12 protein-coding genes and 2 pseudogenes are annotated in these 12438 nt (G+C 53.2%); 5 read left to right on the forward strand and 9 right to left on the reverse strand.

Annotated elements, in window-relative coordinates; genetic code table 11:
- Window positions 1-28 precede the first annotated feature (28 nt).
- From RJ40_RS02145 to RJ40_RS02155, 3 genes are all read right to left on the reverse strand, one after another.
- Window positions 29-625: an HAAS signaling domain-containing protein gene (locus RJ40_RS02145; RefSeq protein WP_265581713.1), complete on the reverse strand. Its 597-nt coding sequence runs from the start codon at window positions 623-625 to the stop codon at window positions 29-31.
- 18 nt (window positions 626-643) lie between these two features.
- Entirely contained in the window at window positions 644-973 is a 330-nt protein-coding gene (locus RJ40_RS02150) for a PadR family transcriptional regulator (RefSeq protein ID WP_220681877.1), read from the reverse strand.
- A 264-nt stretch (window positions 974-1237) separates the two neighbouring features.
- A complete protein-coding gene (locus tag RJ40_RS02155) occupies window positions 1238-1786 on the reverse strand; it encodes a YIP1 family protein (protein ID WP_265581714.1) in 549 nt (182 codons plus the stop codon).
- 287 nt (window positions 1787-2073) lie between these two features.
- Here RJ40_RS02155 and RJ40_RS02160 point away from each other — a divergent pair, with 287 nt between their 5' ends.
- Both RJ40_RS02160 and RJ40_RS02165 read left to right on the forward strand, forming a co-directional pair.
- Window positions 2074-2865, forward strand: coding sequence for a winged helix-turn-helix transcriptional regulator (locus tag RJ40_RS02160; RefSeq protein WP_265581715.1), 792 nt, complete (start codon window positions 2074-2076; stop codon window positions 2863-2865).
- 226 nt (window positions 2866-3091) lie between these two features.
- Window positions 3092-3532, forward strand: a pseudogene (locus RJ40_RS02165) (transposase); the annotation flags it as partial.
- On the opposite strand, the pseudogene RJ40_RS02170 reads toward RJ40_RS02165, so the two are convergent.
- Window positions 3507-3995, reverse strand: a pseudogene (locus tag RJ40_RS02170) (IS5/IS1182 family transposase); the annotation flags it as partial. The pseudogenes RJ40_RS02165 and RJ40_RS02170 overlap by 26 nt on opposite strands.
- 275 nt (window positions 3996-4270) lie before the next feature.
- Between RJ40_RS02170 and RJ40_RS02180 the strand changes: the two are divergent.
- Window positions 4271-5326: a transposase gene (locus RJ40_RS02180; RefSeq protein WP_265582593.1), complete on the forward strand. Its 1056-nt coding sequence runs from the start codon at window positions 4271-4273 to the stop codon at window positions 5324-5326.
- Window positions 5327-5650: 324 nt separating this feature from the next.
- Here the strand turns inward: RJ40_RS02180 and RJ40_RS02185 are convergent, their stop codons facing one another.
- The 5 genes from RJ40_RS02185 to RJ40_RS02205 all read right to left on the reverse strand — a co-directional run bounded on the left by RJ40_RS02185 (window position 5651) and on the right by RJ40_RS02205 (window position 10299).
- Complete coding sequence (locus RJ40_RS02185; RefSeq protein ID WP_265581716.1) at window positions 5651-6673, reverse strand: cytochrome c biogenesis protein; 1023 nt, start codon at window positions 6671-6673, stop codon at window positions 5651-5653.
- 52 nt (window positions 6674-6725) lie between these two features.
- Window positions 6726-7010 (reverse strand): hypothetical protein, encoded by a 285-nt coding sequence (locus tag RJ40_RS02190; RefSeq protein ID WP_265581717.1) that lies wholly within the window; start codon window positions 7008-7010, stop codon window positions 6726-6728.
- A 44-nt stretch (window positions 7011-7054) separates the two neighbouring features.
- Window positions 7055-7993 (reverse strand): hypothetical protein, encoded by a 939-nt coding sequence (locus tag RJ40_RS02195; RefSeq protein ID WP_265581718.1) that lies wholly within the window; start codon window positions 7991-7993, stop codon window positions 7055-7057.
- Between the two features lie 477 nt (window positions 7994-8470).
- A complete protein-coding gene (upp, locus tag RJ40_RS02200; RefSeq protein ID WP_265581719.1) occupies window positions 8471-9100 on the reverse strand; it encodes a uracil phosphoribosyltransferase in 630 nt (209 codons plus the stop codon).
- Entirely contained in the window at window positions 9097-10299 is a 1203-nt protein-coding gene (locus tag RJ40_RS02205) for a uracil-xanthine permease family protein (RefSeq protein ID WP_265581720.1), read from the reverse strand. The genes upp and RJ40_RS02205 overlap by 4 nt, the downstream gene beginning before the upstream one ends.
- 154 nt (window positions 10300-10453) lie before the next feature.
- On the opposite strand from RJ40_RS02205, the gene RJ40_RS02210 reads away from it, so the two are divergent.
- Complete coding sequence (locus RJ40_RS02210) at window positions 10454-11809, forward strand: hypothetical protein (RefSeq protein ID WP_265581721.1); 1356 nt, start codon at window positions 10454-10456, stop codon at window positions 11807-11809.
- Window positions 11810-11881: 72 nt separating this feature from the next.
- On the forward strand, window positions 11882-12433 hold the full coding sequence (gene dps, locus RJ40_RS02215; RefSeq protein WP_265581722.1) for a DNA protection during starvation protein: 552 nt from the start codon (window positions 11882-11884) through the stop codon (window positions 12431-12433).
- Window positions 12434-12438 lie beyond the last annotated feature (5 nt).

The raw sequence follows: 12438 nt of genomic DNA on the forward strand, positions 1-12438 counted from the left end.
CCGCGGGTCGGGCTCGATCATAGCGGGATCACATCTCATTGCCGTACGCCCTCCTGACGACCGAGAGGTTCATCCCGACGTACCGGGCCATCGCCCGCACGAAGAAACGTGCCGGGTAGACGCTCCCGACGGTTACCAGCAGGCCGGAGGCGATGAGCCCGACGGCCGTCGCAATCCTGGCAAGCGGCGTCTCGAAGGGCATGACCACCGTCATGCCGGCCGGTATGATCGAGGGCACGGCCGTGACGATGAGGGCCACGATGCCGCCGAATACGAGGGAAACGCCGGTCATGAAGATCGCGAAGATGATGGAGGCGACGACGACGATCGGCGCCAGGGCGATACAGAAATTGAAGAGCCCGAGGCCGAGCGTCGCCAGTGCGGCGCGGCAGAGGGCGGAGAACGATCCGGTCCGCTCGGCGTTCTCGATATGCGAGGCGGCGAGCAGTTGTTTCCCGAGTTCGTCCGGGTCTCCGAGGGCGGCGGCGATCGCCGCCTCGGTCCGTCCGGCCTCGACGCCGGCGGCAAAGTGTTCTTCGTAATCGGCGACGATCTCTTGCACCTCGTCGTCGGGAAGACTGTTCAGGCGCGACTTCAGTCTTTCAAGAAATTCGGATTTTTCCATCTATCTCATCTCTCAGTATCACTCGAAGGTTCTCTCATCTTCATCCCCGAGAAATCGGTTGACCTCTCCGACGAAGGAGAACCACTCCTCCCGCAGGCGATGCTCGAAGGCGCTCCCGCTCTCGGTGAGGCGGTAATATTTCCTGGGCGGCCCTCCGGTCGATTCCCGGATGTACGTCTCAAGATGCCCTTCCTTCTTCAGGCGCCGCAGGAGCGGATAGATCGTACCCTCCGAGATCTCCACGGTCTCTGAGATCTCCTGGACGATCTCGTACCCGTAGCACGCTCTCCTGGAGAGGAGCGAGAGGACGCAGAGGTCGAGGACTCCTTTTTTAAACTGGACATTCATGGACTCATCTCGTGCACTCCATTGTAGTGTGTGTCACACAGTATCGTGCAATGTACAATAGCGTATGACGATGCCATATTTACCCCTTTCTCCCCTCGACCTCTCCGATTCTGCGAAGGCCGGGCCGGGGGGCGGCGAAGTGCTCGGTTCCCGGCACCCCCAAGGCCGGGAGAAGAGGAATCGAGGGTTTTAACAGAGCCGAAAAAAAGGTTTCGTCAGGATCGAATCCCGGCACTCCATCCGGCATCCCATAAAATGGCGAGCCTACACCCAGGTGACCCATCCCGGCGCAGGCCAGAAGACCATGAAGCCCGGAGTCGTTGCGAGGAGGGCGAGGAGGAGGAGCGGGATGCCGAAGACCAGTGCCAGCGCCAGCACCGCCCTTGCCTTCGAAATGTCCTGGAGTTCCTGGAGTCCGAAATACACGATGACGATAGACCAGAGGAACCCGATGAGGCCGACGCCGGGGATCCATCCCAGGAGTGCGGTCGGCGTCAGCCCGAAGATGACCACCCTGAAGGTGGCGCCGACTCCGCTCCGGCCCCCGAGCCCGTAGACAAAGAGATGGAGCCAGAACCCCCCGAGACAGACGGTCAGAAGCGATGTGATCACCATCGGGAGCATGAGTTCGGGGGTGAGTCCGCTCATCGCGGCAAGGGCGGTCATGACGAGGTTGAAGAGGACGATCACGAGGCCGTACGCAAGGACTGTCCCTGCACGCTCTTCCCTGATCTCCTGAAAAGTCCCGGTAGGATGGATGAGGGTTCGTACCGGCAGATGAAACAATTTTGCAACAAGCGTTGTGTGACCCATACATATCCCTCAGAGTGTTTCAGATTCAGATTGAAGTGTCCGGCCCCTGCGGGACACCGGTTCCGGGATCTATCGGACAAACTCTAATTCTGCGATTATATATCGCCTCCGATCGGGGTGTCTATCATTCGGAGGACAATTAGACGATCTGTCCACAAAGTTTAAGGTTCCAGTCCCATACTCAGAGTATGCCGATACCATGCAGGCCCATCGCCGCGACACCCACTGCTGCGCTCGCTCACGATACGAGGGCACGGAACGCCGATCCGATCACCAAAAGATGAGCCATGCATCATAGAAACACCGCCGCCGTTTTTGTACTCGTCCTGACGCTGCTCCTCGTCTGGAGTCCGGCGGCGGCGAAGATCGTCGTCGAACCCGGACCGTCAGAGATCCCCACCGACGGGATCAATATCGACGACGAAGAACTCGTGCCGATCTGGACCGTCCCCCCGATGCGGCTGCTCACGTATTACACCCTCATCTACTGCCCCGCCCTCGCCGTCCCGGTCGGCCTCCTCTATTCGTTCAGCACCCTTGCATTCCTCGGCTACCGTCGCGCCTCGCGTCAACGTCCATCCGAGAATACCACCAGGCGGCAGATCTTTGCGTGCATCAGGGAGAACCCGGGCATCTCCATCCCCGAGATCGCCGCTGCAATGGATGTCAGCCGCACCACCGTGAATTACCATCTTTTCCGTCTGCAAAGGAGGAATCTTGTCCACAGAAACATACAGGGAAACACCTTCGGCTACTTTGCATACACCGACGACCTCGACGCAACCGAGGAGCACCTCCTCATGCACCTCAAAAACCGGACCAAAAAGGATCTGCTCGCTCTCCTGCTGGAGGCGCCGGGGATTTCCCAGTCAGATGCCGCAGAGGCGATCGAGGTATCGAGGGCGACGGTCTCCTGGCATATGAAGCGGCTCATCAGAGACGGACTCGTCGAGGCCAGGAGAGAAGGACGGACGGTGCACTACCGGCTCACCGATGAGGGCGGGGAGGTGCTCGAAAAAGAGATGGAGAATGTCGGAGCAGAAGAAGAGATGGGCGATGCGGGGCCGGCGGCGGCCTGAAGGGGATCATACTCGCGGTGGGGCCGTGCCGGATCTCAGAAGAAAAATAGCCCCGCAGAATTCCTCTTAAGACGCGATTGAGATGAGAAGACAGGCGATCAGAGGAACCGCCCCACCAGAAGGAAATTCTCAGTTGATCTCTTCCGCCGGGGGGCGGCGAAGTGCTCGGTTCCCGGCACCCTCAAAGCCGGGAGAAGAGGAATTGAGGGTTTCAACAGAGCCACAAAAACCGGTACATGACATAAAACATGCAGAAAAACTCTTGAATCAATGTACCAGAACGAGGAGAACAGAATGTTACTGCATGGATCGGGGATATGACTCCGAAACACTCCATCAAAAGATCAGGGAAGAAATCGGAGCGTATTCACTTATCCCGGTCAGAAAATGGAAGGGAAAGATAGACTCGGGACACTATAGACAAGAGATGTTCGACGGGTTTGATCGAGAGAAATATCATTAGAGAAATAAGGTCGAAACAGCCTTTTCAGTTCTCAAAAGAAGATTCGGAGAGAGTCTGAAGGCGAGAAAATTTTACTCACAGGTCAAGGAGATCAAGATCAAAATCATACTCCACAACATCATGAAGGCTGTCCAAAATGAGATTTGTGTGATTGTGATAAAGGGATTCTACAGAGCCGTTTTTGTGAGATCTTACAGAAGATGATGATCTGCTTTGCTGTATCGACTGCAATCGAAGTCTTCAGGAAGTTTTTCCGCGTTTTTCCCGTCCTCCAGGAATAATAATGACTTGCGTACGAACTGGTGAACCCCGATGAATCGATCGCGGTTATGGGGATTATGTCTCCTCTTGAATAAAAGAGATCCAGAGTTTTCTTGAGGATTTTGGTGAAGATTATTGAGGGTACTCTCTGGCTAAATTTGTGAAGAGTCGTATAGTGTGGAACGTGATCCAGCTGAAGAATTTCTTTGATTCTATCCATCAGATCGACGAGTTGGACCGTATCGCGGTAGCCTTCTCCGATGATCTCCCGGAAGATGATGAGAGACATCAGTTGAGGTTGAGTATAGGTTTTCCTGGAGAATTTACAGGAATAGAGAGGAATATGGGCGTTTCTGATAACGTTGAGCGTAGTCTCAAGAAGGTTGATATAACTGTTCGTTGACACTGATTACTGCTCCTTGCGGTTGGTTTGGTCACTTACGCAAGAAGCAACGATTTTATCGATCTTTCGCTTTGGGAGTGATCACTCTACAGGAGGATAGCCCCCTCCAAAATCCCCCCTCCCTTTATGCCTTTACGATGCGCCAATGCTCCATCTCATTGTTGAAATATTCTCCCCCTGCAAAAGTACATCCGCAAATATTCCTATTCTTGAAAATGTACCGGATAAAATCGTAAAATTGATCGTACTCGCAGGGGAAATCATGTTTGGTGAAACAAATGAAATCCCCACTCATTGTTGATCGTGAAGATACAAAATGGCTTCTCCTTGATCAGGTTCTCTCGATGACAACTTCTCGTCGTTCCAGACAGGAGATGGCAAAACAAGGACTTATTCCTGTTCAGAATACTGGTTCGATTCAGAGAATCCTTCTGATTACTCTCTTTTTCTCGTCTGAGATCACGTATGTCATTGATGAACTCACCAACCGCAAAGAACTCCGAGCCTTTGCCCATATCGAAGAGGTTCCTTCCGCTGATGATGTGTACCGGTTCATCAGCAGGATCGATGAAAGACAATTCATCGGGTTGATCAATGCTCTTCTCCATACCAACTGCAAACCACAGAGACGAACGCATCGAACCATTATCGTAGACGGTTCGGCACTCGTCCTTGACCTCAACATCTTCAAGAAGAAGATCCGCAAAGCCGATCTGGTTGAAAAAGACTACAAATGGGGCTACTGCAACACGAAAGGATACTATCTCGGATTCAAACTCACCCTTGCGATCGATTACCCATCACTCATACCCCTAGCCTTTCTCGTCCATCCGGAATCACCTGGCGATGCGCGGTTGTTTGCCGAGATCATGGACGAACTGAAACGGCGAAAGATCATCAGAACCGGGGATACTGTGCTGTTCGACCGGGGATATTACTCATACAACAACTATGCTCTAGGAATCACGAAATACAAGATTGTTCCGCTGATCTTTCCCAGAAAAAACTTTGACCCTGAGAAGATGATGAGAAAAATGAACTGTCCTCTCTCGATATTTTCCAGTCACCAATACCGGAAAAAACAGCAGGAATACAGGGGTCTCGTCCAGGAACTCAGGGAGAAGGTGAAAAAATGGAAAGAGTATCCTCCCATTCGATCGATCATCGAGGATCTCTTCAAAGTGGCGAAAGGAGCGTTCTCACTTCATAATTTGCACCGATATTCGGGCATATCGGTCACAAAATTCGTTGCATTGAATGTACTTTTGCTGGGGGCAGTAGTTACGGCGGGCGTTAACCAGAAGATCCAATTACAGAGATTGGCAGAGGCATGAGATCTGGAGGGGGCTATACAGGAGGATTTCTACAAAGCCAATTTTTCTGTTCGTATGCTACCGTCACCTCCAGATCTCCCCGTGATCATGTATCCATTATCAACGATAGGATCAATCGCCTTGACGTGGTTCATAGGCTTCAATCCCACGGTGCGGTCCTAGGCCTGATGACCGGCCATATCAAATTTAATGAGGCGCATGTACGAAGGCCTACCGTCAGAGGCATAGGAAACTAAATACCTCCAATAGCCTCGTACTGATATATATCTGGCAAAAATCTATATTTTATTCAAAAAAAATGTTTTAAATGTACAAACGTTCTGTTCACATCAACATAATCATCCAAAATCCAAAGCCGATCAAAATAATGCCACTAATGATTTTTATAATGTCTCTGTGTTCTTTGACTCTTCTTGATGAACTATATCCCCCGATCATACCTACCCCAATAAACGGCGTGAGTAAACCAACTCCGAAAACCAACAAGAGTGATAGATCCTGTATTGTACCATCAACTAGGATTTTACTCAGCAATATGAGTATCATTGGTGCAGCACAGGGGGCCTTAACAATCGAAAACAGCACCCCCAATATAAATAAACCTGGTAGGGTAGTTGAATACTTCCATACAAATGACTGAATATAGTTGCCTGTGTCAATAGGAGATCTTAAAATTCCTATCAGATTCATTCCGACAAGTACTACGATCAACCCTGCCGCGATCGTGAGATATCGACTATAACCGTTTAATGACATTCCCACCAGAAGGACACAGCAACCCATGATAATATATGTAGCAACTAGCCCCAGGCCGAATACCAGTGAGTTCAGGACACTACTTCTCAGCCCCTCTCCAGAACCAGTGACATATACCAGTATAAATCCCAATATCGCCATTAAACATGGTGAAAAGCCAGAAAAAAGACCTAATGAGTAAGCAAGTGGAATGTTCCAGTTAATTGTTGGTAAGTTCTCCTTAGGCTCGATTCCAGAAAATGATTGCTCAATCGCTGCCCTAATCCTCTCTTCGGTGATTTCATCTTTGGGAATTTTTGTATTGCCATCCACAACCACTGCCGGGACTTCACGAAATCCATACTGTCGCCACCGATCTAGACCCTCTGGCGTGCGGACATCGATATAGGTGACTGACACAGACTCATCCAGATCGCACTCGATATCCTCTATCAAAGGCTTAACAAGGTCACAGTCGGAACATCCTTCAATAGAATAATACTCAATGGTGAGAGGAGATGCGCCAGCACAGTGAATCAAGTAGGTCAAGAACAGGATCAGGAACAATCCGGTACGAATGCTTTTGACTCCACCTCCTTCTGGTTTATTCAAGATAGATCCCTCAAGATCACCCACATCCTATAATAGATCAGTTGGTTTGCCACTACTTCTCAAGAGCTTTAAGCCGCTCTTCAATACTGGCGAGAGACGTCTGGATCGAAAGCAGCAAATCAGTGTTATTCGCAGAACCAAGTTGGTTTTTCTGTAATATCTCTAAATAATGTTTATCTCTTTCTTTTGTCCATGACTTAAGGCTGCTAACAAGACTTTCAATAACCATCAATGTAATCACAAATCCCCAGACCAGCCATAAGCCGGTAGTAACACCAATGATTGTCACCCCTATTGCTGCAAGAATATACAGAGTATTTTTTTTCTTTTCTTCCATTTTATCGAACTCCTCACCGTTAATCTAACAAAAAAGGGGAATAATTATGATGAACAGCCATCATCGATCACGGACACCCAAGCATTCTGAGAACCACCATCGTCTGTTGTTAGCCATGCATTGCAACTAACCCATCCATCCATCTGGGCACGGTTATAGAGCATCCCAATTTTTAGATGACCATCCACCTGACCCGAGGTTGAACCTGAACCCGATGATGACGAACTATATTCACACTTACTCCATGGAGTATAAACATTCCATGTGGTTTGATCAGTGATTCCAGCAACTTTTTGTCCATAATCTACGTAGAAGACTCCTTTCGTTACGAGTTTGCCTCTAACCATAAGACCATCTTTGTATTCATCAGTTCGGGTTTTTGTTACCGTATATTGATCTGCCATTGTAGTATCTGAATCAGGGGATCTGATAGGAACAGAGTAAAGACGAGTAAGTGTTTCAGTCGTGAAACAGAAATTTTCAGTATTCTTTCCTTCTATCGACACTTTTTTTGGGCTGTAAGACAGTTTTTTTTCGCCTAACAATTCTGGAATGACATCATATGTTGTTACAGAATCTCCATCATAAATTGCTTCAAGCATAGTATCTCCACGATCGATGAGAAGGATCTGATACTGATCCATATCGTAAAGCCCTATGACGGCCCCAGGATCGATATTAAACTTTGATTTTTCAATGATTTCATCTACAAGGTCTTTAGCTTCATCATATGAGCGTAAGGACACATTAAAAGACGTTTTCGGTTCGCCAATACCAAATTCCCTCAGCAAGTTGTCCTCAGATCCAGATTCGTACGAGACAAAGCCACCGGTTTCTGGAATGGAGCACGAGGTGCACTCTCTGTCCTGAACTCCGAGAATCCCTTTTCCGGAAGTAATGTCCTGTGCAACTGCTAAAGACACTACTACCGACATCATAAGAAGTAACACCAATAAGGCTACTCCTATTTTTTTCAATTTCATAGACTATTTTCCTCCAAATTGTCACATCCCCGATTAAGCAGCAGAATCACAAAGGATATCACCTATGAAAGCCAATAGTCCCACTGCCTTCGGGCACGTTATAGGAGTCTGGATCCTGTCTCCACAACTGGTCCAGACCCCTGCGGGACACCGTTCAGGCATCCACAGTAACCATACTATTTTTATTGCTATATAGTATTTGCTGCACATTTATTCATAAATTGGAGCCCAATTAGACAACCGTACCACAAAGATTAAGGTAAAGGATTTTGGTAAGGGGTATGCCGCGACCATATGGGTATATTACCGTTGCATTCCCTGCGCCTATGACCATAGCCATACTATCAAACCAGATCAACAGTATCTCTACACAGCGGGATATGCCTATGAAGAACCAATAAACTGCGAAAATCTGGTAATCACTAGAACCAGAGTAAAAGGTCAAATAAACCCCAAAAAACCTCCAGGAAAAAAAGATTATTTTGTCCCGAAGAGACGGTCGCCGGCATCGCCGAGACCGGGCATGATGTAGCCCTTCTCATTGAGGTGGTCGTCGACCACCGCCGGGATGATCTCGACGTCGGGATGGTCCGCCTTCATCCGTGCAAGTCCCTCGGGCGCCGCAAGAATGCAGAGCACCTTGATGCTCTTCACGCCCGCCTTCTTCAGCATCGAACAGACCGCGGAGGTGGTCCCGCCGGTGGCGAGCATCGGGTCGAGGACATAGTTCCTCCTGAGATGCACGTTCTCCGCCAGTTTCGCATAGTAGAGTTGCGGTTCGAGCGTGTCCTCGTCGCGGTAGTAGCCGATGTAACTGATCTTGGCGCTCGGGATGATGCTCAGGAACCCCTCCTGCATCCCGATACCGGCACGGAAGACCGGGACGATGGAAGGGTCTTCTTCCAGGAACATCTCGACCTCCATCTTCCGACCCTGCCACCCGTCGATGGTGGTCTTCTCGAGTTCGAGGTCGCGGGTCGCCTCGTAGGTCAGCAGCGACGTGACCTCGGTCACGATCTGCCTGAAGTCCTTGGGCCTTGTCCCGGCGTCACGAAGCATGTTGATCTTGTGCGTGATGACCGGGTGGGAGACTGGCCGTACGGTCATTCCGCCGCCACCCCCTCGGGTTCGGGGATCACCAGGTTGAGGACGACACCGATGATCGCCGCGAGGCCGATCCCGGCCAGTTTGAAGTCGCCGAACGGGATGAACAGCCCGCCGATCGCGGTGATCAGCACGATGGAGGCGATGACCGCGTTCTTCTGGGTCGTCAGGTCGACGTGGTTCCTGACCAGCTGGTTGATACCGAGACTTGCGATGAGCCCGAAGAGGAGGATCATCACGCCGCCCATCACCGGGATGGGGATGCTGTGCAGGGCGGCGCCGATCTTGCCGACGAAAGCAAAGCAGATCGCAAAGACTGCCGCGGCGGTCATGATGAGCGGGTTGAACTGCTTGGTCAACGCCACCGCACCGGTCACCTCGGAGTAGGTGGTGTTCGGCGGGCCGCCGATGAACGAGGCGACGAAGGTGGCGATGCCGTCGCCCAGCATGGTGCGGTGGACGCCGGGGTCTTCCAGATAGTTCTTGCCGGTGACCGACCCGATGGCCAGGATGTCGCCGAAGTGCTCGATGGCCGGGGCGATCGCGACCGGGACGATGAAGAGGATGGCTTCGAGGTTCCACTCAGGCAGGGTGAAGGCCGGGATCGCAAACCAGGCCGCGGTGATGATCTCTGAGTAGTTGACGATCCCGAGCGCGGCCGAGAGGGCGTAGCCTGCCGCAATCCCGCAGAGGATCGGGATCAGTCTGAGCCATCCCTTCGTGAAGGTGAAGACCACCAGCGTCGTCAGGAGCGAGAAACCTGAGATGAGCAGCGCCGTCTCGACCGGCACGACCTGGACCCCGCCGGCGATCCCGAGCGCCATGTTCACGGCGGCAGGGGCGAGGGAGAGACCGATCGCGCAGATGACCGGACCGACCACCACGGGCGGGAAGAGCCTGTTGATGAGGCCCACGCCGGAGACCCTGATGACAGCACTCAGCACCACATAGAACAGACCTGCCGCAGCAAGGCCGCAGAGGGTGCTGGGTATGCCCCATGCCGCGACACCATAGGTGATCGCCGGAATGAACGCAAAAGAAGAGGCAAGAAAGATCGGTACTTTCATTCGTGTAATCAACTGGAAGATCAGAGTCCCGATACCCGCCGTGAAGAGCGCGACATTCGGGTCCAACCCCGTGAGGAGCGGGACGATGACAAGCGCACCGAAGGCGACGAAAAGGATCTGAACCCCCAGGAACATTTCTTTTATACTTATAGTCACTCGTTCGTGGCCCATAGGATTACCTCAGTCTGATGAACTGTGAATAGGAACGAGTCTGCACCGGCATGACGCATCAGACGCGGTGCTCCCAAACTTCCTGCTGAAATTTTTGCGATTCGTGATGAATATACCTATGCATCTCCTTTTCCGGGCCCTCTCTGATTATCGGTCTGATCGGCGGGCCGGGACGTCGGGATGGCGCGCGCTTCTCCAGGCATGCAGGTGGATCCGACTCCGACAGAGCGCCCGGATCGGAACGGCGGCGGGGGGGGCCGGAGACCGACCCTTCACCGGAGTTCTTCTCATCCCCGCGCAGGGGCGGGAAGAACTGCGGGTCGATTTCGGAAGATATATGGTGCTGCGGGCAGAGGGCACTCTGAAGCGTATGGGTATGAGAATCAATCTTATCTGCGCCGCCTTCCTCCTGCTGGCCGGTCTGGTCGGTACTGCTGCCGCCGGCGACCTGCCTCAGGCGCCGGGCACCCTCGTCGCCCTCACCGACGGCGACGACCTCGTCGGCAGGCACTGGCCGGCGATCGACGGCGACCATGTGGTCTGGACATGGTACGACAGAGAGGACCGGACCGGCATCGCCCTCCGGACCCTCTCGACCGGCGAGGAGGTGAACTTCTCCCGGCGGTTCCGTGCGAACAACAATCCCCGCGTCTCGGGAGATTTTCTCGTCCGGATCGACGACAGCGAGCGCGAGCGCGACCCGCCGGGGCGCAGAGAGGACGTCTATCTCTATTCTATCTCGTCCGGGGAGACGACCTGCATCAGTTCAGAGACTGCCGGGCCGCGGAGTCTTGCCATCTCCGGGGATTATGTTGTCTGGGAAGACCTGCGGGACCGGCAGGGAGACATCTATCTCTACCAGATCAGCACCGGGGAGGAGCGGGCGGTCTGCACGGATTGGGCCTCGCAGAGCGGTCCCGATGTCTCAGGCGATCGGATCGTCTGGACCGACCGGCGCTGTGAGAATGACGACGTCTATCTCTATACCATCACGACCGGCGAGGAGCGGGCGCTCACCTCTGCGCCCACCGACGAGAGCGGACCCTCCATCTCAGGCGACCGGGTTGTCTGGGTATCATCGTCCGGTGAAGTGCGCTTCCACAATCTCACCACCGGCCGCGAGCGCGTGCTCGCGAATTCATCGGCCACGAAGAGCGGCCCCTCCATCTCAGGCGACCTGGTTGTCTGGACCGAGTATGTCTTCAGGGAGAGCGACGTCCCCGACGCCGACACCCATCTCTTCGACCTCATAACCGACGAAGAGATGATCGTCCATCCCTTTGGTTCTCATTCCATGAGCGACGACCCCATCTCGGGCAACCGCATCGTCTGGGAAGAAGGAAATTCTGTCATGCTCTTCACCTATGAGCGCGACGGGACGCCGCCGCCGGCGCCGACGACGGAGTCCCCGGCCTCGCTCGCTGCGGTCCTGGCCGCGCTGGCCCTGGTCTTCGCGGCCCGGCGGTGGGATTGAGTGCCGCAACCCATATATCCGGCGGCCACCTCTCCACCTCCAGTCCTGTCAGGGACACGGGAGGGGAATCGAGTGGCAAAAGTTGCACGAGAAATGGTTGAGAAGGCGGGTATCGACGTCGACAAACTGCTGGAGATGCTGGTCAAGAACGCTGCGGCTGAACTGACCACCTTTTATTATTACACCATCCTGCGGGCCAACCTCATCGGCCTGGAGGGGGAGACGGTCAAGGAGATCGCGGAGACCGCACGGATCGAGGACAGGAACCACTTCGAGGCGCTGGTCCCGAGGATCTACGAACTCGGGGGGAAACTTCCCGACGACATGGTGGAGTTCCACAACATCTCGGCCTGCCGGCCGGCGAGGTTGCCCCCGGACCCGTCGGACATCACGGCGATGCTCACGGTGCTCGTCGAGGCCGAGCGGTGTGCGGTCCACGGGTATACCGAGATCTGCAATTACACCGCAGGCAAAGACCACCGCACCTATGACCTGGCGCTGGCGATCCTCAACGAGGAGGTGGAGCACGAGTCCTGGTTCTCCGAGTTCCTTGGCGAGGGGCCGTCGGGTCATTTTCTCAGGAGAGGGGAGACGTCGCCTTTCGTCTCGAAGTTCATGCGCTGAGATCT

The sequence above is a fragment of the Methanofollis aquaemaris genome (genome assembly GCF_017357525.1).
GTDB classification, from domain to species: Archaea; Halobacteriota; Methanomicrobia; order Methanomicrobiales; family Methanofollaceae; genus Methanofollis; species Methanofollis aquaemaris.